At 70.0% G+C, this 22,803-nt stretch carries 24 protein-coding genes; 13 read left to right on the forward strand and 11 right to left on the reverse strand.

Features of this window, described 5'->3' with window-relative positions; all coding sequences use genetic code 11:
* Positions 1–44 precede the first annotated feature (44 nt).
* On the reverse strand, positions 45–500 hold the full coding sequence (locus EEY80_RS17540; protein ID WP_126978764.1) for a MarR family winged helix-turn-helix transcriptional regulator: 456 nt from the start codon (positions 498–500) through the stop codon (positions 45–47).
* A gap of 81 nt (positions 501–581) precedes the next feature.
* On the opposite strand from EEY80_RS17540, the gene EEY80_RS17545 reads away from it, so the two are divergent.
* Entirely contained in the window at positions 582–929 is a 348-nt protein-coding gene (locus EEY80_RS17545) for a DUF1428 domain-containing protein (protein ID WP_126978766.1), read from the forward strand.
* A gap of 8 nt (positions 930–937) precedes the next feature.
* On the opposite strand, the gene EEY80_RS17550 is transcribed toward EEY80_RS17545, so the two are convergent.
* The 3 genes from EEY80_RS17550 to secG form a co-directional block, all read right to left on the reverse strand.
* Entirely contained in the window at positions 938–1,540 is a 603-nt protein-coding gene (locus EEY80_RS17550) for an NERD domain-containing protein (RefSeq protein WP_126978768.1), read from the reverse strand.
* Between the two features lie 3 nt (positions 1,541–1,543).
* A complete protein-coding gene (locus EEY80_RS17555) occupies positions 1,544–3,187 on the reverse strand; it encodes a CTP synthase (protein ID WP_126978770.1) in 1,644 nt (547 codons plus the stop codon).
* Positions 3,188–3,415: 228 nt separating this feature from the next.
* Positions 3,416–3,784 carry a preprotein translocase subunit SecG gene (gene secG / locus EEY80_RS17560; protein ID WP_126978772.1) on the reverse strand — a complete coding sequence of 123 codons (369 nt, stop codon included), beginning with the start codon at positions 3,782–3,784 and terminating at the stop codon, positions 3,416–3,418.
* Positions 3,785–3,940: 156 nt separating this feature from the next.
* On the opposite strand from secG, the gene EEY80_RS17565 reads away from it, so the two are divergent.
* Together EEY80_RS17565 and EEY80_RS17570 are read left to right on the forward strand one after the other, a co-directional pair.
* Positions 3,941–5,233 (forward strand): adenylosuccinate synthase, encoded by a 1,293-nt coding sequence (locus tag EEY80_RS17565; protein ID WP_126978774.1) that lies wholly within the window; start codon positions 3,941–3,943, stop codon positions 5,231–5,233.
* On the forward strand, positions 5,233–5,484 hold the full coding sequence (locus EEY80_RS17570; RefSeq protein WP_126978776.1) for a DUF2842 domain-containing protein: 252 nt from the start codon (positions 5,233–5,235) through the stop codon (positions 5,482–5,484). The genes EEY80_RS17565 and EEY80_RS17570 overlap by 1 nt, the downstream gene beginning before the upstream one ends.
* A gap of 1 nt (position 5,485) precedes the next feature.
* On the opposite strand, the gene EEY80_RS17575 is transcribed toward EEY80_RS17570, so the two are convergent.
* Both EEY80_RS17575 and EEY80_RS17580 read right to left on the reverse strand, forming a co-directional pair.
* Positions 5,486–5,818 carry a DUF3140 domain-containing protein gene (locus EEY80_RS17575; RefSeq protein ID WP_126978778.1) on the reverse strand — a complete coding sequence of 111 codons (333 nt, stop codon included), beginning with the start codon at positions 5,816–5,818 and terminating at the stop codon, positions 5,486–5,488.
* A 76-nt stretch (positions 5,819–5,894) separates the two neighbouring features.
* Positions 5,895–9,017, reverse strand: coding sequence for a hypothetical protein (locus EEY80_RS17580; RefSeq protein WP_164738305.1), 3,123 nt, complete (start codon positions 9,015–9,017; stop codon positions 5,895–5,897).
* A gap of 170 nt (positions 9,018–9,187) precedes the next feature.
* Between EEY80_RS17580 and EEY80_RS17585 the strand changes: the two genes are divergently transcribed.
* Positions 9,188–9,895: a thiamine diphosphokinase gene (locus tag EEY80_RS17585; RefSeq protein ID WP_126978782.1), complete on the forward strand. Its 708-nt coding sequence runs from the start codon at positions 9,188–9,190 to the stop codon at positions 9,893–9,895.
* Here EEY80_RS17585 and EEY80_RS17590 read toward each other — a convergent pair.
* Entirely contained in the window at positions 9,834–10,787 is a 954-nt protein-coding gene (locus EEY80_RS17590; RefSeq protein ID WP_164738306.1) for a DMT family transporter, read from the reverse strand. The genes EEY80_RS17585 and EEY80_RS17590 overlap by 62 nt on opposite strands.
* Complete coding sequence (locus EEY80_RS17595; RefSeq protein WP_126978784.1) at positions 10,771–12,150, reverse strand: L-serine ammonia-lyase; 1,380 nt, start codon at positions 12,148–12,150, stop codon at positions 10,771–10,773. The genes EEY80_RS17590 and EEY80_RS17595 overlap by 17 nt, the downstream gene beginning before the upstream one ends.
* A 220-nt stretch (positions 12,151–12,370) precedes the next feature.
* On the opposite strand from EEY80_RS17595, the gene rpiA reads away from it, so the two are divergent.
* From rpiA to EEY80_RS17625, 6 genes are all read left to right on the forward strand, one after another.
* On the forward strand, positions 12,371–13,159 hold the full coding sequence (rpiA, locus tag EEY80_RS17600) for a ribose-5-phosphate isomerase RpiA (RefSeq protein ID WP_126978786.1): 789 nt from the start codon (positions 12,371–12,373) through the stop codon (positions 13,157–13,159).
* Between the two features lie 4 nt (positions 13,160–13,163).
* Complete coding sequence (gene gorA, locus EEY80_RS17605) at positions 13,164–14,519, forward strand: glutathione-disulfide reductase (RefSeq protein ID WP_126978788.1); 1,356 nt, start codon at positions 13,164–13,166, stop codon at positions 14,517–14,519.
* Between the two features lie 63 nt (positions 14,520–14,582).
* The gene (gene hflK / locus EEY80_RS17610; protein WP_126978790.1) at positions 14,583–15,758 is read left to right on the forward strand and encodes an FtsH protease activity modulator HflK; all 1,176 of its coding nucleotides are present in this window, start codon (positions 14,583–14,585) and stop codon (positions 15,756–15,758) included.
* Complete coding sequence (gene hflC, locus EEY80_RS17615; RefSeq protein ID WP_126978792.1) at positions 15,758–16,813, forward strand: protease modulator HflC; 1,056 nt, start codon at positions 15,758–15,760, stop codon at positions 16,811–16,813. Before hflK ends, hflC begins: the two co-directional genes overlap by 1 nt.
* A gap of 4 nt (positions 16,814–16,817) precedes the next feature.
* On the forward strand, positions 16,818–17,024 hold the full coding sequence (locus EEY80_RS17620; RefSeq protein ID WP_407920742.1) for a DUF2065 family protein: 207 nt from the start codon (positions 16,818–16,820) through the stop codon (positions 17,022–17,024).
* Positions 17,025–17,295: 271 nt separating this feature from the next.
* Entirely contained in the window at positions 17,296–18,726 is a 1,431-nt protein-coding gene (locus EEY80_RS17625) for a Do family serine endopeptidase (RefSeq protein WP_126978794.1), read from the forward strand.
* Positions 18,727–18,781: 55 nt separating this feature from the next.
* Here EEY80_RS17625 and EEY80_RS17630 read toward each other — a convergent pair whose 3' ends face one another.
* Complete coding sequence (locus EEY80_RS17630) at positions 18,782–19,342, reverse strand: peptidoglycan-binding domain-containing protein (protein ID WP_235829896.1); 561 nt, start codon at positions 19,340–19,342, stop codon at positions 18,782–18,784.
* A gap of 200 nt (positions 19,343–19,542) precedes the next feature.
* Between EEY80_RS17630 and EEY80_RS17635 the strand changes: the two genes are divergently transcribed.
* Entirely contained in the window at positions 19,543–19,866 is a 324-nt protein-coding gene (locus tag EEY80_RS17635) for a 2Fe-2S iron-sulfur cluster-binding protein (RefSeq protein ID WP_126978796.1), read from the forward strand.
* 130 nt (positions 19,867–19,996) lie between these two features.
* Complete coding sequence (gene purU, locus EEY80_RS17640; RefSeq protein WP_126978798.1) at positions 19,997–20,881, forward strand: formyltetrahydrofolate deformylase; 885 nt, start codon at positions 19,997–19,999, stop codon at positions 20,879–20,881.
* A gap of 20 nt (positions 20,882–20,901) precedes the next feature.
* On the opposite strand, the gene EEY80_RS17645 is transcribed toward purU, so the two are convergent.
* On the reverse strand, positions 20,902–21,843 hold the full coding sequence (locus tag EEY80_RS17645; RefSeq protein WP_126978800.1) for an alpha/beta fold hydrolase: 942 nt from the start codon (positions 21,841–21,843) through the stop codon (positions 20,902–20,904).
* A gap of 7 nt (positions 21,844–21,850) precedes the next feature.
* On the reverse strand, positions 21,851–22,141 hold the full coding sequence (locus tag EEY80_RS17650; protein WP_126978802.1) for an SCP2 sterol-binding domain-containing protein: 291 nt from the start codon (positions 22,139–22,141) through the stop codon (positions 21,851–21,853).
* Positions 22,142–22,244: 103 nt separating this feature from the next.
* On the opposite strand from EEY80_RS17650, the gene EEY80_RS17655 reads away from it, so the two are divergent.
* The gene (locus EEY80_RS17655) at positions 22,245–22,790 is read left to right on the forward strand and encodes a tetratricopeptide repeat protein (protein ID WP_235829897.1); all 546 of its coding nucleotides are present in this window, start codon (positions 22,245–22,247) and stop codon (positions 22,788–22,790) included.
* The last annotated feature ends 13 nt before the right edge of the window (positions 22,791–22,803 follow it).

Here is a 22,803-nt window from a genome sequence, read left to right on the forward strand (position 1 = left end):
TCAACCACGGCAGGATGACAGCCCTGTGACAGGCGCCCGCGCCGCTATCGGCTCAGCGCGTCCAGGTCCTGCCGCAGGCGGCCGGCACCGGCCTCGGGCGCTGACCCGGCCAGCAGGGCATCGACCGCGTCATGCGTGGACCGCCAGACCGGCAGCGCCGCCAGCAGCAGGTCGCGCCCGGCATCGGTCAGCACCAGACGGCGGCTGCGGCGGTCATCGGCATCGGGGGCCACGGTGACCAGCCCGCGCCGTTCCAGCGGTTTCAGCGCAGCCGTCAGGGTGGTGCGATCCATCGCCAGAAAGGCGGCCAGATCGCCGATCCGGGGCGGTTCGGGCCGGTTCATCGCCATCAGCATCGAGAACTGGCCATTGGTCAGGGCGAAGGGCCGCAGCGCCTCGTCGAAGCGGCGGGCAAGCGCGCGGGCCGCCCGCTGCACCCGGAAGCACAGGCAGCGGCCCCCGACCTCGCGGGTGATCTCGATGGGCAGGTCTTCGCGCATCTATCCAGGTCCTGTTGATATCAACGGAACGTCGTGCAACCCTGCCATCACCGGACATTCACCGCAAGGGAGAGGCTGACCATGGCATTCATCGACGGATTTCTCGCCGCCGTGTCCAACGACCGCAAGGACGAGTATATCGCCGCCGCGCAGCAGAGCTGGGCCCTGTTCAAGGACTACGGCGCGCTGGCGCAACGCGAATGCTGGGGCGCCGACGTGCCCCAGGGCAAGGTCACATCCTTCCCGATGGCGGTGAAGCTGCAGGAGGGCGAGACGGTGGTCTTTTCCTGGATCGAATGGCCCGACCGCGCCACCCGCGACGCCTGCTATGCCACGATGGAGACCGACCCGCGCTGGAAGGACATGCAGATGCCCTTCGACGGCCAACGGATGATCTATGGCGGGTTCGAGCCGATCTTCGAGGGGTGAGAACCGCTTTAATTCTCACTCCTTAGGTTAAATTTGGCGGCGTTAAGTAGTTGCAATGTCCTGCCGATCTCAGTGGCTGCGGGTGTTTTTGTCAGCCTGTCTTGAATCTTTGTAACCATTTCCACCAACGTAAGGAGCTTCATACTGACGTTGGGCCCAAGGTTTTGCTGAAATGGGCTATGGTTCTGCCAAGGAGCGAAATCACCAATAAGGTGAGTAACTGCCGTGACATGCGTAAACTGCTCGCAAGCGGCAGCCTGCGTTACCGTCTCTACGAATGCTTGCGCCCATTTTCTACTGGCCAACTCTCGAAAGCCCTTCCACGCAACACGGCCGCTGACGACGGAATTGTTAGTGATAGCGCTGAGGAGATAAGGTGCGTTAAAACCGCCCTGCCAGCTCTTGCAGCTAACAGCAAGCACCGCATCATATCCTTTCAGGCGCGGATGAATGGCCAGAACGTCGATGTCGCTATGAACAGAGTCTGTCGAATAATTGTAGTCCGCATCCGACTTTGAAGGTCTGTATTTTAAGTTTGTTGCGATAAAGTACCCTTCGTGAATTAAGTATTCAGCGACGATCTGTTCCAGGATGTCCTGTTTTGACGACATAGCTCACACCAGCCGGCTGATCTCCAGCGCCGCGCGGACGAAGTCCGCGAACAGCGGGTGGGGCGCGAAGGGTTTCGACTTCAGTTCGGGGTGGAACTGCACGCCGATGAACCAGGGGTGGTCCTTCACCTCGACGATCTCGGGCAGGCGGCCGTCCGGCGACATGCCCGAGAACCACAGCCCGCAGCCCTCCAGCTTGTCGCGATAGCGGATGTCCACCTCATAGCGATGGCGGTGGCGTTCCTCGATGGCGGCGCTGCCATAGACGCGGGCGACGTTCGACCCCTCGGCCAGCATCGCGGTATAGGCGCCAAGCCGCATGGTGCCGCCCTTGTCGTCCGTCACCTTGCGTTCGACCCGGTGGTTGCCCTGCACCCATTCCTTCAGGTGATAGACCACCGGCTCGAACCGCTTCACCCCCGCCTCGTGGTCGAATTCCTCGGACCCGGCATTGGCGACGCCGGCCAGGTTGCGCGAGGCCTCGATCACCGCCATCTGCATGCCGAGGCAGATGCCCAGGTAGGGAATCTTCCGCTCGCGGGCGAACTGCGCCGCGCGGATCATCCCCTCGGTACCGCGCTCGCCAAAGCCGCCGGGCACGCAGATCGCGTGGAAGCCTTCCAGCCAGGGCGCCGGATCCTCGCGTTCGAAGATCTCGCTGTCCACCCATTCCGCCCGCACCCGCACCCGGTTGGCCATGCCGCCATGGGTCAGCGCCTCGGCGATGGACTTGTAGGCGTCTTCCAGCTGCGTGTACTTGCCGACGATGGCGACCTTCACCTCGCCCTCGGCATTGACCAGCCGGTCCATCACGTCTTCCCAGCGGTCGAGGTTCGGCTTCGGCGCGGGGCTGATCCCGAAGGCATCCAGCACCGCCTGGTCCAGCCCCTCGCGGTGATAGGCCAAGGGCGCCTCGTAGATCGTCTTCAGGTCGGGGGCGGCCACCACCGCATCGCGGCGCACGTTGCAGAACAGCGCGATCTTCTCGCGCTCCTTCACCGGGATCGGATGTTCCGACCGCAGCAGCAGCACGTCGGGCGCGATGCCGATGGACCGCAGTTCCTTGACCGAATGCTGGGTGGGCTTGGTCTTCAGCTCGCCGCTGGCGCTGATATAGGGCAAGAGCGTCAGGTGGACGAAGATGCACTGGCCGCGCGGCCGATCCTGCGAAAACTGGCGGATCGCCTCGAAGAAGGGCAGGCCCTCGATATCGCCGACGGTGCCGCCGATCTCGCACAGCATGAAATCGACCTCGTCATCGCCGATGGCCAGGAAGTCCTTGATCTCGTTGGTGACATGCGGAACGACCTGGATCGTCTTGCCGAGGTAGAGGCCCTTCCTCTCCTTCTCCAGCACGTTGGAATAGATCCGCCCCGAGGACACGCTGTCGGTCTTGCGCGCGGCGACACCGGTGAAGCGTTCGTAATGGCCGAGGTCGAGGTCGGTTTCCGCACCGTCATCGGTCACGAAGACCTCGCCATGCTCGAAGGGCGACATCGTGCCCGGATCGACGTTCAGATAGGGGTCGAGCTTGCGCAGCCGCACCGTGAAGCCGCGGGCCTGCAACAGCGCGCCGAGCGCCGCCGAGGCGAGGCCCTTGCCCAGCGAAGAGACGACGCCTCCGGTGATGAACACATATCTGGCCATGTCGCGGAAGCTCCCGTGTCGCGTCAGTTGCAGGTCGGCTGGGCACCCAGCCCCACGGGATTCCACCCCTAGCAGATTCGTCGGCAAAGCGCAACAGAACCGCTATATGCTGTAAGACAGCAGCGGGCTGACCCCAATGGTAGTGATGAAGAGGGTATCGCGGCCGGTCGGTCCGCGATCGGATCGGGCAAGGCGCGGCGGCTGGTGCCGCGCCGGAAACAGGCCGCCTCAGTCGGCGGCGGGCGGCGCGGCGGGCGCGTCGGTCGCGGCCGGCGGCGGCAATTCGATCGCCGGGGCGGGCGGCAGCTCCACTGCGGTATCGCTCGCTGGCGCGCCCGCGCCGATCTGGTCGATCACCGAACCGGTCGCGGCCTCGCGCGCGGCGATGATGGTCAGGCCCAGCGAGGTGGCGATGAAGGCCGCGGCGAAGATCCAGGTCAGCTTCGACAGCGCGTTGGCCGCCTGCCGGCCGCTCATCACCCCGCCACCGCCGCCGCCGCCCAGACCCAGGCCGCCGCCCTCGGACCGCTGCAGCAGCACCACCCCGATCAGCAGAAGCGCGAGGATGAGGTGGATGGTGAGGATGACGTTTTCCATATGGCCGGCACGGTCCCTGACTCTGACGCGCCTATCTAGGCAGCCGGTCGCCCGCGCGCAAGGCGTTTCCCGCCCGGCCGCCGGGCACGAATCCGGGTTCCGTCGCGCTGGTGCAGGGTCTATACGGTGCCGGGTTCGACGCCTGAGGAGTGCAGAATGGCAAATGTGGTCGTGGTCGGCGCCCAGTGGGGCGACGAGGGCAAGGGCAAGATCGTCGACTGGCTGTCCGAGCGGGCCGATGTCATCGCGCGCTTTCAGGGCGGCCACAATGCCGGGCACACGCTGGTCATCGGCAATCAGGTGTTCAAGCTGTCGCTGCTGCCCTCGGGCATCGTCCGCAAGGGCAAGCTCGCGGTGATCGGCAACGGCGTGGTGCTGGACCCCTGGGCGCTGTTTTCCGAAATCGACAAGCTGGCCGCGCAGGGCGTCAGCGTCGGCCCCGAAAACCTGATGATCGCCGAGAACACGCCGCTGATCCTGCCGCTGCACCAGGACCTCGACCGTCTGCGCGAGGATGCGGCCGGCAAGGCCAAGATCGGCACCACCGGGCGCGGCATCGGCCCCGCCTATGAAGACAAGGTGGGCCGCCGCACCATCCGCGTGGCCGACCTCGCCGATCCCGAGACGCTGTCGGCGCGGATCGACCGGCTGCTCGCCCATCACGACCCGCTGCGGCAGGGGCTCGGCGCCCCCGCGATCGACCGGGCAGAACTGGAGGCGAAGCTGACCGAGATCGCGCCGAAGCTGCTCGCCTTCGCGCAGCCGGTCTGGAAGGTGCTGGGCGAGATGCGCAAGGCCGGCAAGCGCATCCTGTTCGAGGGCGCGCAGGGCTCGCTTCTGGACATCGACTTCGGCACCTATCCCTATGTGACCTCCTCCACCACCATGTCCGGCATGGCGGCGACGGGCACCGGGCTCGGCCCCTCGGCCATCGGCTTCGTGCTGGGCATCGTCAAGGCCTATACCACCCGCGTGGGCGAAGGCCCGTTCCCGACCGAGCTGACCGACGAGGTGGGCCAGAGGCTGGGCGAGCGGGGCCATGAATTCGGCACCGTCACCGGGCGCAAGCGCCGCTGCGGCTGGTTCGATGCGGTGCTTGTGCGCCAGACCTGCGCGATTTCCGGCGTGAACGGCATTGCGCTGACGAAACTCGACGTGCTCGACGGGTTCGACACGCTGAAGATCTGCACCGGGTACGAAATCGACGGCCGGCATTACGACTATCTGCCCACGGCCGCCGCGCTGCAGGCCCGCGTCACCCCCGTCTATGAAGAGATGGAGGGCTGGAAGGAAAGTACCCAGGGCGCGCGGTCCTGGGCGGACCTGCCGGCGGCGGCGATCAAATATGTGCGGCGGATCGAGGAACTGATCCACTGCCCCGTCGCGCTGCTGTCGACCAGCCCCGAGCGCGACGATACCATCCTCGTCACCGATCCCTTCGCCGACTGATGGCGCTCGGCTATCGCACCCGGCGCCGGCTGTCGCTGCTGATCCTCCTCGTGGGGATGCCGCTTTACGTGGTCGCGGCGGTGACGGCGGTGAACTGGATGGACCGCAGTTTCGGCCGCCAGCCGATCTGGGTCGAGCTGCTGGTCTATGTGGCCCTGGGTTTCCTCTGGGCGCTGCCCTTCCGCCGGGTGTTCCGCGGCGTGGGGCAGGCCGACCCGGAGGACGGCGCGAACCGGCCGCCGCGCGACTGAGCTAGCGCAGGGGGTCATGCCCCCAGTTCATCAGCGAATAGCGCCAGTCGCTGTGCGCCTTGTCCTGTTCCGGCCCGCCCTGCGCCAGATGCCGGTGCACATAGCCCACGACCTTGCCCATATGCGCCCAGTCATCCTCGGTGAGGTCGGCCTTGCGGGTGCGGCGGATGTCCACGATCCGGCGACCGGACTTGTGGCCGGTGCTTTCGCCCTCGCCACGGGTATCGCCGACGCGGCGGCTGTCCCGGGTCTGAAGCCAGCGGTCCAGTTCGGCCGGCGGGATGTTCATCAGCCGGCGCCAGTCGTCCCAGATCTCGTCCCGCGATTTCGCCATCCGGCACCCCCCGGTCGCGGACGCTGCGGCCGCGCCGGGTCAACCCGGGCCGGCGGGGCAGAGTTCCGCGCCGGGATCAGCCGGCGATGCGCGCCACCTCGGCGCTGAACCGGGACGAGGCGGTCAGCGCGAACTGGCCGCGCTTGACCTTCTGGATCTTGCCCTGCCGCAGCAGCATGCCGAAGCTGCGCATCCCGTCCTCGCGGCTGAACCGGCCATCCTCGGCGGCATGGGCCACCTTCTTCATGATCTGCGGGCGCGAGAAATGGGGGCGACCCTCGACCGCGGCGGTATAGGCCGCCGCCGCCTCCAGCAGTTCCGACAGGCCGGTGGCGCCCAGCCGTTCGGCGAATTCGGCAAAGCTCGCGGCCTCTTCCGGGCTCAGCGGCGCCAGATCTTCCTCGTCCTCTTCCTCGGACAGATCGGCAGAGACCGATACCGGCACGACCCGGCGCGGGCGGATCGCCTGCACCGCCTCGGGCGTCGGCTGGGGCCGGTCGACGCGCTGTTCCGACACCAGAACCAGCGGCGCGATGCGGGGGCTGTCGCCGGGTGCCGCCGCGGGCGCGCCGCCGGACGCGGCATCATCGGCCTGATCCTGCGGGCGCACCGCGCGGGTCAGATCCTCGCGATAGCGGTCCATTGCCTCGCCCCGGTCGCGGGCGAGGCTGGCGCCGGCAGTCTTCGCCTGCAGCGCGCGGTCGGCCACCGTCGCCGCCACCGCCGCCTTCAGATGCGCGATGGCCGAGAAGCGGCGGCGCGATTCCGGCCCGTCGATCCGGCTGTTCGCGCTTTCGATCAGCCGCGCGACCGAGGCCTCGTCCGAGGGGCCGCCCGCAATGGCGCCGCGCTGCGGTTGCCCGGGCTGCGGCGGTGTCGCCGGACCGGCGGCACGCGCGGGACCTGCGGCCTGCGCCTCGCGCTCGACCGCCGCCAGTTCCGCCAGAAGGTCGGCCTCGTCCTCGGCCGACAGGCCGGTGCGGCCGATGGTGGCGCCGATCTCGCGCGCCACGGGGTCCGAGACCCGCACCTGATCCTGCGACAGCTCGATCCGCCGCACCTTGATCACCCGCGCGCGGGCGCGCTGCAGCGTGTCGCGCGCGGCCTGCGATGCGGGGGGCAGCGCGGCGGGCAGCGTCGGCGCCGCCTCCTGCGCCAGCAGCGCGGCGATGGCGGCATCCGGCGCCTCGGCGGCCTCGGGGGCAGGTTCGTCGGCTGCAGTGTCGGTGCCGATAGCCGCATCCTGCGCCGCGACCTCGTCTTGCGACGGCGCCTCGGCCTCGGCGGGCCGGGCGGGAAGCGCGGCGAGGGCGGCGGCAATGGCGTCCGACCCGCCCTCGTCGCGGGCGGGTAGGGCGTCCATCGCGGCGGCCGTCTCGTGCTCGTGCTCGGGCTCGGCGGCGGTCAGGTCGGGCGGCGCGACCTCGCCCTGCGAGGGGGCCTCGGCGTCGGCGGCCCAGGCGGGTTCCCCGGTGAGGACGGCCTCGTCCTTGGCCTCTGCCTCGACCTCGTCCCGGGCCGGTTCGCCCCAGGTTTCCGATACGCTGTCGGCGGAGCCGTCAAAGACGGGTTCAGCGGCCGCCTCGTTGGCCCCGTCGCCCTGCGACCAGCCGTCGGCCGCGCTCTGTGCCGCTTCCGCGTCGGCACCCTGCTCGGGCATCCAGGCGTCGGGGGCGGCAGCCTGCTGCGGCAGCGCCCAGTCCCCGGGCACGGCGTCGTCCTGAACGGCGGTATCCGGCCCGGCGTCTTCCGGCGCGGGAAGCGCCGGATCCGGCGCATGGTCCTGCCCGATGTCCTGCGACAGGCCGGCCTCCTCCGCCGGGGCGACATCATCGGTCCAGGCAGCGTCCTGCGAGACGGCCTCGACGGGCGCGGGCGGGGCCTCCGCAGCCTCTGCGGCATCCAGCTCGGCCACACCTACGTCGTCAGCCGCGGCATCGGCCCAGGTCGACCGGTCGGCGGCAAGGGCGGCCTCGGGTTCCGGCATATCCTCGGACTGAGCCTCGCCGGCCGCCCCGTCCGGCATCGCGGCACGAGTGTCCATCTCGGCGTCCACCTCCGCCTCCGCGGCCGGTTCGGGCGCGGGTTCCAGGGCGTCGATGAAGTTGGTGAGGACATCGTCGGTCCAGCCGTGATCGGCGTCGGCGTCGGCGTCGGCGTCGGGCCCGGCCATGCCGTCCTGTGCTTCGCCGGTCGCGTCGGGCGCCTCCCAACCGTCCATGTCGACGGCGGGCAGCGGCTCCGGCGCCGGCCCGGCCTGCATCGGGGCCGTCGCTTCGTCATCCGCCGGCGTCGTCTCCGCCATCATCGGCGCGGCGCCGTGCTCCGGCACGCTGTCCGTCGCCAGCGCGGCGGCGATGGTGTCGAACAGCGCATCCTCGTCGATCGCGGGCAGGCTGTCGGCTGCGGCGGCGCGGGGCTCGGCGCCCGCCATGCCGCCCTCTTCCGCCGGCCCCTCTTCCGCCAGCACAGGGGTCGCTATCGCGTTGTCCGCAGGTCCGGACGGAACGTCGTCACCCGCCGTAGGTGCGGCCTGCGCCTCGCCGCCGGTGTTCTCCAGCTGGTCGCCGTTCCATGCGGCGACACCCGGCTCTTCCGCAGGCATCTCTGCCGCCGGAAGCGGTTCGAACGGTTCGCTCCACGTCGCCTCGGCCACAGGGGCGGCGACGGTGGCGGCGACTGCGGAATCCGCCTCTTGCGCCACCGGTTCGGGCGTGGCCTCGGCGGCCATGCGGCCTTCGGCGACGGCGGCGCGGATGCGCTGCAGGCGGGCGGCGACGCTTTCGGCCTCGGGCCGGGCGACCTGCGCCGCGACGGGCAGCACCATCGGCGCGACGGCCGGGGTCAGGGCCGGGCTCGGCGCCATGTGCGCAGCGGCCACGGGCGCCGCCGGCGCGACCGAAGGCGCGGGCCTCGCCGGTTCGCGGGGCGCCTGCATCCCCTCGGGCCGCAGGACGACCCCGTTGCCGTCGATCTTCGCCTCGACCCGGCGCTGGATCTCGCGTTCGGCGATGCGGTGCAGCATCTCGGCATCCGGGGTCGGCGGTTCGGCCCCGAAATAGCGGTCCTCGGCGGCGAGGTCGCGGAAATACTCGGCGATGGCCCGCATGGTCGAGAAGGGATCGTCGAACCCTTCCAGCGTGCACGAGAAGGTGCCATAGGACACCGTCAGGATCTTACTCGCACCAACCATGTTCATGCCTTTCCAGACTTCGCCCCGGCGCCGCGGTCCGGCCTTGCGGGGCAGACCCCTGCCGCTGCCGACCATTCATGGCGAAGGGATCGTTACCGTGATGGGATTGCGGAAAAATTAAGGAAAGTTTTCGACGGTGATTGCGGGGTTCCGCACAATTCGCCATCAGTCTCGGCATGATGACGCCCCTTGTCCAGACCCCCGAGGCGATAACCCTGCTTGGCGGCGGCGGGTTCGCGCCCCCCGACCTGCAACTGGCGCTTTCGCTGGCGCCGGTGCTGGTGGCGGCGGATGGCGGGGCCGATGCGGCGCTGGCAGCCGGGCATCTGCCGCGGGCGGTGATCGGCGATTTCGATTCGGTCAGCCCGGCGACGCTGGCCGCGATCCCGCCCGACCGGCTGCACCGGATCGACGAGCAGGATTCGACCGATTTCGGCAAATGCCTGCGCTCGGTTGCGGCGCCGTTCCTGATCGCCGTGGGCTTCACCGGGGCACGCTTCGACCATGCGCTGGCGGCGATGTCGGCGCTGGTCCGGCACCCGTGGCAGAGCTGCGTGATCCTCGGGGCCGAGGAGGTGATCTTCCTCGCCCCGCCGCGCCTGTCGCTGCCGCTGGCCGCGGGCACCCGCGTGTCGCTGTTCCCGATGGGGCCGGTGCGGGGCGAAAGCCGGGGGCTGCGCTGGCCCATCGACGGCATCGACTTTGCCCCCGCCGGGCGCATCGGCACCTCGAACGAGGCGACGGGCCCGGTCGAGCTGACGGTGGAGGGGCCGATGCTGGTGCTGCTGCCGCGCGACCTGCTGGTGCCGGCGCTGGCCGCGCTCAGCGCGGGGCGTCGGGCGGCGGCACCAGACGGCCCTGCATCTGCCGCTCGCGGTGGATGATGTAGAGCCCCGAGGCCACGATCACGCCGATGCCCGTCCAGGTCATGCCGCCGGGAAAGTCGCCGAAGAACAGATAGCCGAACAGCGTCGCTGTCACGATCTCCAGATAATGCAGCGGGGCGAGCGTCGCCGAGGGCGCGAATTGCAGCGCATAGGTGATCGCCATATGCGCCACCGTCGCCGCCGCCCCGGTGCCCGCGCACCACAGCCAGATATCGGTCGTCTGCGGCAGGGCAAGCCGCAGCGCGCCGAGGTCGAGGCCCGCGCCGGCCGCGAACAGCGGCAGGCACAGCAGCGCCGCCGCCAGCGCCGTGTGCAGCTGCATGGTGACGGCGTGCATCTCGCGGCTCAGCCGGCGGGTGACCAGCATGTAGATGGCGAAGGAGACCGCCGTTCCCAGCGGGAACAGCGCCACCGCGCCGAAGGCCGCGAAGGAGGGCTGGATCACCAGCAGCGCCCCCGCGAAGCCCACGACCGAGGCCGCCATCCGCCGCCAGCCCACCTGTTCGGCCAGCACCAGCCGCCCGATCAGCAGGATCACGAAGGGCTCGACGAAGGCGATGGCCAGCGCATCGGCAATGGGCATGGACTGCACCGCCGCGACGAAGCTGAAGGTCGAGCAAACCAGCGCCGCCGCCCGCAGCAACAGCAGCCGCAGCGCGATCGGGCTCAGCCGCATCGGCAGGCCCATCGCCAGCACGATGGGCAGCATCAGCGCGCCCTGCACCACGAAGCGGGCGAAGGTCACCGTGGCGACCGGCACCGCCTGTACGGCGGATTTGGCCGAGACGTCGATCAGCGGCGCGACGATGCAGAAGGCGATCATCAGGCCGACGCCGGCCAGCACCCGGTCGGCCATCGGCAGGGGCGCCGTCTCAGCAGTTCGGGACATTGACGGCAAGGCCCCCCAGCGACGTTTCCTTGTATTTCTCGTGCATGTCGCGGCCCGTCTGCCGCATCGTCTCGATACAGGCGTCGAGCGGCACCAGATGGGTGCCGTCGCCGCGCAGCGACAGGCTGGCGGCCGAGACGGCCTTGATCGCGCCCAGCCCGTTGCGTTCGATGCAGGGCACCTGCACCAGCCCCTTCACCGGGTCGCAGGTCATGCCGAGGTGATGTTCCAGCGCGATTTCGGCAGCATTCTCCACCTGCGCGGGCGTGCCGCCCATCACCGCCGCCAGCCCCGCCGCCGCCATGGCCGCGGCGCTGCCGACCTCGGCCTGGCAGCCGCATTCCGCGCCCGAGATGCTGGCATTGGTCTTGACCAGCCCGCCGATGGCGGCGGCGGTCAGCAGGAAATCCCCGATGCGGGCCCGGCTGGCCCCCGGCACATGGTCCAGCCAGTAGCGGATGACCGCGGGCACCACGCCCGCCGCCCCGTTGGTGGGCGCGGTCACGACCTGACCGCCCGCGGCATTCTCTTCGTTCACCGCCATCGCATAGGTGGACATCCAGTCGTTGATCGCATGGGGCGCGGTCAGGTTCAGCCCGCGTTCGGCCAGCAGCGCCTGATGGATGGCCCGGGCGCGGCGGCGCACCGACAGACCGCCCGGCAGGATGCCGTCATTGGCGAGCCCCCGGTCGATGCAGGCGTTCATCACCTCCCAGATCCGGGTCAGGCCCGCGTCGATCTCGGCCTCGCTGCGGAAGGCGCGCTCGTTGGCGCGCTTCATCCGGGCGATGGTTAGGCCCGAGGCGGCGGCCATCTCCAGCATCTCGGCCGCGCTGCGGAACGGGTAGGGCACGGGCGAGGGCGCGGCGGTCGCATCGCCCGCCGCCTGCTGCTGTTCCGCTGCGGTCAGCACAAAGCCGCCGCCGATGGAGAAATAGGTCTCCTGCAGCAGCACGTCGCCCTGCGCATCGGTCGCCATCAGCACCATGCCGTTGGCATGGCCGGGCAGGGGCGGGCCGTAGTCGAAGATCAGGTCTCGGTCGGGCACGAAGGCCAGGGGGGGCAGGCCCGGCGGGTGGATCGTTCCGGTTTCGGCGATGCCGGCCAGCACCGCCTCGGCCCGGGCGGCGTCATAGCTGGCGGGCTCGAACCCGGCGAGGCCGAGGATGGTGGCGCGGTCGGTGGCGTGGCCCTTGCCGGTGAAGGCCAGTGATCCGTGCAGGCTGGCGCGCAGCCCGTGCGGGGTGAAGGGCGAGGCCCGCAGCTGCGCAAGGAAGCGCGCCCCCGCCACCATCGGCCCCATCGTGTGCGAGGAGGAGGGGCCGACGCCCACCTTGAAGATATCGAAAACGGAAAGGAACATCGCGCGTCTCCTGACTCGGGGCAGGGTGCCGCGCCCGGTGCCGGGCCGCCAGACCGAAAGCGACGGACGGGACCACATCCGCGCCGTCCTGCGGGTGCGGGGCTGGCGGCGGGGTCGGCGGGGCGGGGCGGAAAGGCCGCGCCGGGGCGCGGCAATTGCCCCTCGCCCCGGACGTGTTCCTTGCCTATAACCTGCGGGCGTGACGAGACGGAGACCGCCGATGGCCGCAGACCTATCCCCGATCGACAAGGCGAAATTCGCCGCCGCCCGCCGGGCCGTGGACTATGTCGAGGACGGCATGCGGGTGGGTCTGGGCACCGGATCGACCGCGGCCTGGATGGTCCGCTGCTTGGGTGAGCGGGTGCGCGAGGAAGACCTGCGCATCACCGGCGTGCCCACCTCCAGCCGCACCGCCGACCTCGCGCGGCAGATGGGCATCACCGTGGTCGGCCTCGACGAGGCGAAATGGCTGGACCTGACCATCGACGGCGCCGACGAATTCGACGCCAACCTGAACCTGATCAAGGGTGGGGGCGGGGCGCTGCTGCAGGAAAAGATCGTGGCCACCGCCTCGGACCAGATGATCGTGATCGCGGATGCCGCGAAAGAGGTGGTGACGCTCGGCGCCTTCCCCCTGCCGATCGAGGTGGTGCCCTTCGGCTGGCAGACCACCAAGGCGCTGGTGGAGGAGACGCTGGTCAGCCTGGACGTGCTGGGCCGCTCGACATCCTTGCGGCTGAACGGGCAGCAGCCCTTCGTCACCGACGAAGGCAACTATATCGTCGACCTGCACCTGTCGCGCATCGGCAATCCGCGGCAGCTGGCGCTGATCCTGAACCAGATCCCCGGCGTGGTGGAAAACGGGCTGTTCATCGACATCTGCGACATCGTCATCATCGGGCAGGGCGACGGGCGGGTCGAGCTGCGCGACATCAACCAGGGCACGGTCGAACAGGGACGCATCGACTTCGTCGAGAGCGACAACATCTTCGCCGATCTCGGGGAGTGACAGGATGAGTTTCGACGTGGACCTCTTCGTCATCGGCGGCGGGTCGGGCGGCGTGCGCGCGGCCCGGATCGCGGCGGGTGAACATGGCGCGAAGGTCGCGCTGGCCGAGGAATACCGCATGGGCGGCACCTGCGTGATCCGGGGCTGCGTGCCGAAGAAGCTGATGGTCTTCGCCTCGTCCTTCCCCCGCGCCTTCGACGAGGCGCGCGCCTATGGCTGGACCGTGACGGCGGGCGGGCATGACTGGCCGGCCTTCCGCGCGCGGCTGGATGCCGAGCTCGACCGGCTGGAAACCGTCTATCGCGCCGGTCTCGCCGGCGCCGGGGTCGAGGTGCACGATTGCCGCGCCACGGTCGCGGATCCGCACACGGTGGAACTGGCCGACGGGCGGCGGGTCACGGCGAAGCACATCCTGATCGCCACCGGCGGCCGGCCCTTCGTCCCCGATTTCGACGGGTCGGAACATGTGCTGACCTCGAACGACGTGTTCAGGCTCGACAGCCTGCCGGACCGGGTGCTGATCGTCGGCGGCGGCTATATCGCCTGCGAATTCGCCTGCATCCTCGCCGGGCTGGGCGTGGCGGTGACGCAGTTCCAGCGGTCGACCTGCATCCTGAAGGAATTCGACGCCGAAGCCCGCGACCTGGTGGCCGAGGGCATGAGGGCGCATGGCGTCGACCTGCATACCGGTATCGTGGTGACGAAGATCGCGCCCGAGGGCGGGGCCTATCGGGTGACCTGCGGCGATGGCCGGACGCAGGTCTTCGACAAGGTGATCTACGCGACGGGCCGGGTCCCCAACACCGCGGGGCTGGGGCTGGAGGCAGCGGGAGTCGAGCTTTCGCGCGGCGCGGTGGTCGTGGACGGCTGGTCGCAGACCCGCGTGCCCTCGATCTATGCCGTGGGCGACGTCACCGACCGCATCGCGCTGACCCCCGTCGCCATCCGCGAGGGGCATGCCTTCGCCGACACCGTCTTCGGCCCCGGGCCGCGCAAACCGGATCACGATCTGGTCGCCTCGACCGTCTTCACCCAGCCTGAACTGGCCAGCTGCGGCCTGACCGAAGAGGCCGCGCGCGCCGCGGGACCGATCGAGGTCTATGTCTCGTCCTTCCGGCCGATGCGCAGCGCCTTTGCCGGGGCCGCCGACCGGGTGCTGATGAAGCTCGTGGTCTGCAGGGACAGCCGCAAGGTCCTGGGCTGCCATATCGTCGCACCCGAGGCGGGCGAGATGATCCAGATGGTGGCCATCGCGATGAAGATGGGCGCGACGAAGGAGGACTTCGACCGCACCTGCGCCGTGCACCCGACGATGGCGGAGGAACTGGTCACGATGCGGAAACCGGCACGGACCGCTTGATTTCGGCCCTGCCATGACCAGATGGCAGGACAGTCGGCAAAAACCGGAAGGGACGACAGGCAGATGACGAACGGGGGTCCCTGGGGGGGCGGCGGAGGCGGCAGCGGCGGCAACGACAACGAGAAGCGGGGTCCGCGGCGACCGGGGGAGGGTTCGCAGATCCCCGAGATCGAAGAGATCATGAAGAAGGGGCAAGAGCAGCTGCGCGTCCTGATGGGCGGGCGCGGTCCGCGCGGCCCTCAGGGACCGGGTGGCAGCGGCGGCTCCGGCGGCCCGGGCCTGTCGCGTGGCACGCTGGGCATCGGCGCGCTGGCGCTGGTCGGGCTGTGGGCCTTTGCCTCGATCTACACGGTGGACACGGGCGAACAGTCGGTCGAACTGTTCCTGGGCGAATTCTCGTCCATCGGCGATCCGGGGCTGAACTTCGCGCCCTGGCCGCTGGTGACGGCGAATGTCGTGCCGGTGACGCCGGAACGCACCGAGGATATCGGCATGGCGCGCAACGGCGCCAGCGATGCCGGCCTGATGCTGACCGGCGACGAGAACATCGTCGACATCGACTTCCAGGTGGTCTGGAACATCTCGGACCCGCGCCGCTATCTGTTCAACCTGCGCGACCCCGAGGCGACGGTGCGCGCCGTGTCGGAATCCGCCATGCGCGAGATCATCGCGCAAAGCGAGCTGGCCCCGGTGCTGAACCGCGACCGCGGCGCCATCGCCGCGCGGCTGGAGGAACTGGTGCAGACCACGCTCGACAGCTATGACAGCGGGCTGAACGTGGTGCGGGTCAACTTCGACCGTGCCGATCCGCCGGGCGAGGTGATCGACGCCTTCCGCGAGGTGCAGGCCGCCGAACAGCAGCGCACCCGCCTGCAGAACGAGGCGGACGGCTATGCCAACCGCGTGCTGGGTCAGGCCCGCGGTGACGCGGCCGAGGTGCTGGAAAGCGCCGAGGCCTATCGCGCCGAGGTCGTGAACCAGGCCGAGGGCGAGGCGAGCCGCTTCAGTTCGGTGCTGGAGGAATATTCCAAGGCGCCCGAGGTGACGCGCAAGCGGCTGTACCTCGAGACGATGGAACAGGTGCTGGGCGACGTGGACAAGATCATCATCGACCCGGACAGCTCGGGTCAGGGGGTCGTGCCCTACCTGCCCTTGAACGAGATGGTGCGCGCGCCCGGCTCGGCCGGCACGCCCGCGGGCGTCAACGCCGCAACCGCCGCGACGACGGGGGGCAACTGATGAAGACGACCACCATCCTGCTTCCGGCCGTGGTCATCGCCATTGCCGCGGCCCTGTCCTCGATCTTCATCGTGGACGAACGCGAAAAGGCGCTGCTGCTGCAGTTCGGCCAGATCCGGGCGGTCAAGGAAGACCCGGGCCTCGCCTTCAAGATCCCGCTGATCCAGCAGGTCGTGCGCTATGACGACCGCATCCTCAGCCGCGATGTCGATGCGATGGAGGTCACGCCCGCCGATGACCGTCGCCTGATCGTCACCGCCTTCGCCCGCTATCGCATCGCCGACGTGGTCCGCTACCGGCAGGCTCTCGGCGCGAACAGCACCACGGCGGCGGAACAGCGGATCGACACCATCCTGCGCGCCCGCCTGCGCGAGGTGCTGGGCTCGGTGCCGTCGGACGCGATCCTGTCCTCGGACCGGGCGCAGCTGGCCGCCGATATCCGCGACAGCGCGCGGGACGAGGCGCAGGCGCTGGGGCTCGACATCATCGACGTGCGGCTGATCCGCACCGACCTGCCCGAACAGAACCTCGACGCGACCTTCGCCCGGATGCGGGCGGAACGCGAACGCGAGGCGGCCGACGAGATCGCCCGCGGTAACGAGGCGGCGCAGCGCATCCGCGCCCAGGCCGACCGGACCGTGGTCGAGACGGTGTCCGACGCGCGCCGCCAGGCCGAGATCATCCGCGGCGAGGCCGATGCGCAACGCAACGCCATCTATGCCGATGCCTTCGGCCGCGACCCAGACTTCTTCGAGTTCTATCGGTCGCTGAATGCCTATCGCCAGGCGCTGCAGGCCGGGAACTCGACGCTGGTGATGTCGCCGGACAACGAGTTCTTCACCTACCTGCGGGATTCCGGCGGGACGGGGCAGGGCGGGACCAGCGGCGCGGCGCCGGCCGAGCCTGCGGCGACCGAGGGCACGGCGGACACCGCTGCGCCGGAGCCGGCCGAGGCCCCCGTTGCGGCGGAGCCGGCAGAGGCGCCGGTCGAGGCGCCGGCCGCTCCGGAACCTCCGGAGGCCAGCGCGGCCCCTGCGGCGCCCGCGGGGAACTGATCCGGTGGCCGGGCCGCTGTCGCAGCCCGTGCTCGCCCTGGGACTTGTACTGTCCATCGAGGGGCTGGTGCTTGCACTGGCCCCTTGGCATGTCGAACGGGCCCTCGCCTGGCTCGCCGCGCAGGGGCGGGACCGCCGGCGGGCGATCGGGCTGGCGGCGCTGGCCCTGGGCGTGGCGCTGGTCTGGCTGGCGCGCCGGCTGTCCGCCTGAGGGGCGCCGGGGGGCGATCCGGCCCCGCAGCGGCCCCGCGGCACCGTCTGAAGGTGAGTGTTGCAAGCTTCTCACCCGCATGTGACGCTGCGAGAACGAGCGTGGCTTGCGAAAGAGGGACCGGATCACCGAGATACGGGGTGAGAGCCGGGCGGCGACAGCCGGGCGCCGGCCATCCGACGAGGAGAAGGAGTTCAGCATGTCAGACCGGGTTCTGTCCCGTGCGCCGGAAGGTGCCGGTCCCGCGGGCCGGACGTTCGCAGTTCGGACGATGAGTTTTCTGTGGGCCGCGGCGGCGGCGCTGGCGCTGGCGGTCGGACAGGCTGGCCCCGGCTATGCCCGCGCCGCGCCCGAAAGTTTCGCCGACCTCGCCCAGCAGGTCAGCCCCGCCGTGGTGAATATCACCACCTCGACCACCGTCGCGGCACCTGCCGGGCCGGGGCCGATCGTGCCGGAAGGATCCCCCTTCGAGGACTTCTTCCGCGAGTTCATGGACCCCGAGGGCAACGGGCCGATGCCGCAGCCGCGCCGGTCGAACGCGCTGGGGTCGGGCTTCGTCATCTCGGAAGACGGCTACATCGTCACCAACAACCACGTGATCGAGAATGCCGACGAGATCGAGATCGAGTTCTTCGCGGGCAACACCCTGCCGGCCGAGGTCGTGGGCACCGATCCCAAGACCGACATCGCGCTGCTGAAGGTCACGAGCGAGGCGCCGTTGCCCTTCGTGCAGTTCGGCGACAGCAACGCGATGCGGGTCGGCGACTGGGTCATGGCGATGGGCAACCCGCTGGGTCAGGGCTTCTCGGTCTCGGCCGGGATCGTGTCCGCCCGGAACCGGGCGCTGGCCGGCACCTATGACGACTTCATCCAGACCGATGCCGCGATCAACCGGGGCAACTCGGGCGGGCCGCTGTTCAACATGGAGGGCCAGGTGATCGGGGTGAACACCGCGATCCTGTCGCCGAATGGCGGGTCGATCGGCATCGGCTTCTCGATGGCGTCGAACGTGGTGAACAAGGTCGTCTCGCAGTTGCAGCAGTATGGCGAAACCCGCCGCGGCTGGCTGGGTGTCCGCATCCAGGACGTGACCCCCGACGTGGCCGAGGCGATGGGTCTGGCCGAGGCGAAGGGCGCGCTGGTCACCGACGTGCCGGAAGGTCCGGCGGCGGATGCCGGGATGCTGGCCGGCGACGTGATCACCACCTTCGACGGCGCCGACGTGGCCGATACCCGCGAACTGGTGGGCCGCGTCGCGGATACCGAGGTCGGCAAGGCGGTGCGCGTGGTCGTGCAGCGCGAGGGCCGCAGCGAAACGCTGCTGGTGACGCTGGGCCGCCGCGAAGAGGCCGAGGACACGCCCGTGCCCGCCGCGGCCGGCCGTCCGCAGGCGCCCGCGCAGGAAGAGATGCTGGGCATGACGCTGACCCCGCTCGACGCCGATATCGCCTCGGAACTGGGGCTGGCGCCGGATGCCTCGGGTCTGGTGGTGCGCGACATCGACGAGATGAGCGCCGCCTTCGAGAAGGGCCTGCGCGCCGGCGACGTGATCGCCGAGGCGGGCCAGCAGAAGGTGACCTCGCTCGACGACCTGACCGCCCGGATCGAGGAGGCCAAGGAGGCGGGGCGCAAGTCGCTGCTGCTGCTGATCCGGCGCGAGGGCGAGCCGCGCTTCGTCGCGCTGTCGGTCGAGGACGAGTAAGAGCCGCCACCGGCGGGGAAGGGGCGCCTTCGGGCGCCCTTTTCGCATCCGCGGCTCAGCTGCCGTCGCGGCCCACGGCCATGATCCCCAGATCCACCGCCGCCGCCATCGACAGGATGCCGCTGTCCAGATCCCGCGGCGCCTGAAACCGGCGGATCGCCCGCCGGGTCTTCGCGTCGAGCGTGCCGGTGGGCGGGCCGTCGAACAGCCCGCGCGCCGCCAGCGCTCGCTGCAGCGAGGCCAGCACATCCGGCGACAGGTCGGCGGGGCAGGGGGTGCGCACCCACAGCGCCGCCCGTTCGCGCACGATCCGCTGCCGCGTCTCGGTGCGGTAGCTGGCGGGCGTGATCACGCTGCCATCCGCCGCCAGCTCGGCCGGGTGGTGCAGCACCTGTTCGGTCACCGTCTCGATCACCGCGGGCGTCACATCCTCGCCCCAGCAGCTGTCGGCCTCGGCCGCGGGGGCGGGGCTGCCGAGCGGCCGGATCACCGCCTCGCCGGCATAGGAGCGCATCGGGTCGGGCGGGGCCACGGTGCCGGCGACACAGGCCGCCAGCGCGGCGCAAAGGATCGCGGCGGCGAGCCGGGGGGCAGAGGCGCGGGGGAAGGGGGGCATCGGGCCTCGGCTGGCTTGCGGATCGCGGATGAGCGGGGCCTGCCCGCGGTGCGCGAGACTAGCGGCGGCGGCGCGGCGGGAAAAGCCCCGGCCTGCCGCGGCGGCCCCAGGTCGTTGCGGCGGCACTGGAAATGACCGGCGGGATCGCCTAGATCGGCGGCACCGGTCCGGTTCGCCGGACAAGGCAGGGAAGGCGCGAGATGGCGAAGATCACCTATGTGGAACATACCGGCACCCGGCACGAGGTCGAGGTGAAGCCGGGCCTGACGGTCATGGAAGGCGCGCGCGACAATGGCGTGCCGGGGATCGAGGCCGATTGCGGCGGCGCCTGCGCCTGTTCCACCTGCCATGTCTATGTCGACGCCGCCTGGGTCGACCGCCTGCCGCCCAAGGACGCGATGGAAGAGGACATGCTCGACTTCGCCTGGAAGCCGGACCCCGCCCGGTCGCGGCTGACCTGCCAGATCAAGGTGAAGCCGGAACTCGACGGTTTGGTGGTGCACCTGCCCGAACGGCAGATCTGACCCGTCCGCGCGCCCCCGCGCGTCGCCTTTTGCCCGGCGCCCGTCGCTTCGGGCGCAGGCCGGGCCGGGCGGGGCGGGCAATCTGGCCCCGACCCCGCGGCCCGGGGAACTGTCCGAAGGATCACGCGGCATGTCGAATTTCGTCCTTACCGTCACCTGTCCGTCGCGGCGCGGCATCGTCGCGGCGATTTCGGGCTTTCTGGCCGATCAGGGCTGCAACATCCGCGATTCCGCGCAGTTCGACGATCTGGCGACGGGCCGGTTCTTCATGCGCGTCAGCTTCGCCAGCGAGACGGGCGCCGACCGGGCGGCGCTGGAGGCGGGTTTCGCCGCGGTGGCCGAGGCCTTTGCGATGGGTTGGGCGATCCATGACGGCGCCGGCAAGACCCGGGCGCTGATCATGGTGTCGAACTTCGGCCATTGCCTGAACGACCTGCTGTACCGCTGGCGGATCGGCGCACTGCCGATCGACATCGTCGGCGTGGTGTCGAACCACCTGACCTATCAGAAGGTGGTGGTGAACCACGACCTGCCCTTCCACCACATCCGGGTGACGCCCGACACCAAGCCCGAGGCCGAGGCGCGCCTGCTGGCGCTGGTCGAGGAGACGGGGACCGAACTGGTGGTGCTGGCGCGCTACATGCAGGTGCTGTCGGATGCGCTGTGCCAGAAGATGTCGGGGCGGATCATCAACATCCACCACAGCTTCCTGCCGTCCTTTAAGGGCGCGAATCCCTACAAGCAGGCCTATGAGCGGGGGGTGAAGCTGATCGGCGCCACCGCGCATTACGTGACCGCCGACCTCGACGAAGGGCCGATTATCGAACAGGACACCGTGCGCGTCACCCACGCGCAATCGCCCGAGGACTATGTGAGCCTCGGCCGCGATGTCGAGGCATCGGTGCTGTCGCGGGCGGTTCACGCCCATATCCACCACCGGGTGTTCCTGAACGGCACGAAGACCGTGGTCTTCCCGCCCAGCCCCGGCAGCCACGCCAGCGAACGGATGGGCTGACGCGGAGAGGAGCCAGGCGATCAGGCGGCGGCGCGGAACAGCGCCGTCACCTCGTCCAGGAAGGCGCGGCGGATCGGCTCCCGCTCCATCAGGATTTCGTGCTGGGCACCCGGCACCACCTCCAGCCGGCCGCCGGGCCAGCGCCGCATGACATCCTGCACCGCGCCGGCATCGACGACCCGTTCGTCGCTTCCGATGGCGCAGAACGCCGGCAGGGCGGGTGGCGGCAGATGGCGCAGCGCCCGCATCTCGCGCAGCGCCGCGAACAGCCAGCGCAGGGACGGCCCGCCCAGCGACAGGTCGGGGTGTCGGCGCAACTGATCCTGCATCAGCGCGAAGGTCGCGGCATCGCTGGTCAGCATGTTGCCGGCCATGCCGGTTTCGGACACATAGCTGCGCCGGCCGGTGCCGGGCGCATAGCGCAGGCCCAGGCCCAGCATCGTCGCCCCCCCGCTCAGCGCCCAGGCCAAGGGCCGCGTGGCCGCGGTCATGCGGATGCCCCACATCGGCGCCGAGAAGGCAGCCGCGCGCACCGGCAGCCGGTCGTGCAGCGCGCGCAGGCCGATGCACCCGCCCATGGAATGGGCCAGCAGGAAGAAGGGTTCGGGCAGGGCGGCGCCGCGGGCCGCGGCCAGCACCGCCGTCACATCCTGCCGATAGTCGGCGAAGCTCGCCACATCGCCCAGTTCGCGGTCATGGCCGGGACGGTCGGCAAGGCCTTGGCCCCGCCAGTCCACCGCGACAGCAGCCAGGCCCCGCGCGGCCAGATCCCGCGCCGTGGCCCCGTATTTCTCGATATATTCGGTGCGGCCCGGGAAGATCAGCACCGTGCCCCAGGCGTCCGGACCCGGCCAGAAACCGACGCGCAGCCGCGTGCCATCCGCCGCCCCGGTCCAGATCGCCGCGCCCTCTGCCGGTCCGTCGGCGATGCCGGCGTGAAAGGGCGCGGAGTCTGTCGTCATCGGTCGCTCAGGACAGGGCGGCGCCAAGCTGCATGGCGAGGCCCACATTGCCATCCACCGTCAGCTTGCCCGACATGAAGGCCGCGGTCGGGTTCACGTCGCCCGACAGTATGCCCTCGAACGTGTCGCGCGACGCGGTCAGCGTCACGTCGGCCTCTTCGTCGCCGGCGCGGGCGCCCTGCGCGTCGAGCATGATCGCGCCTTCATCCTCGATGATGAACTTGGCCACGCCTGCCGAAAAACCGTCCGTCATCCGCGCGTTCAGCGCCTGCACCGCACCGTCGATCACGTCGCTCATCCTGATGTCCTCCAAAAGTGATGGCCGGGCTCTCGCATTCTCCGGCGCTTGCGTTACACTTGCAGATGTTATGCGTATTGTCGCTGCCTTCCACAAAGGTGCCGTGACGGCATTTCTGACCGGATGCCTGACGGGCGCGCTGGTCGGGACGGTCGCGGCCACGCCGGCGCGGGCCGCCGATCCCGCGCCGCTGCTGCAGCAGCTGGCCGATCCCGAGGCGCCGGATGCGGATCGCCTGCAATCCGACATCCTGCGCGAATGGTCGAAATCGGGCTCGCCCGCGATGGACCTGCTGTTGCAGCGCGGGCAGGCGGCGATCGAGTCGGGCGATGCCGAAGCCGCCATCGAGCATCTGACCGCGCTGACCGATCACGCACCCGGTTTCGCCGAAGGCTGGAACGCCCGGGCGACGGCCTTCTTCCTGATGGGCGAGTTCGGCCCCTCGCTGGCCGACATCCGCCAGACGCTGGCGCTGAACCCCGCGCATTGGGGGGCGCTGGCCGGGCTGGGGGCGATCCTCGAGGAAACCGGCCGCGACGACGCGGCGGCCGATGCCTTCCGCGCCTCGCTTGCCATCAATCCTCATCAGCCCGAGGTACAGGAGGCGCTCGACCGCATCCTGCGGGCGACCGAGGGCGTGGAACTCTAGACAGCCGGGGCGC

Source organism: Frigidibacter oleivorans (genome assembly GCF_003993775.1).
Classification (GTDB): domain Bacteria; phylum Pseudomonadota; class Alphaproteobacteria; order Rhodobacterales; family Rhodobacteraceae; genus Frigidibacter; species Frigidibacter oleivorans.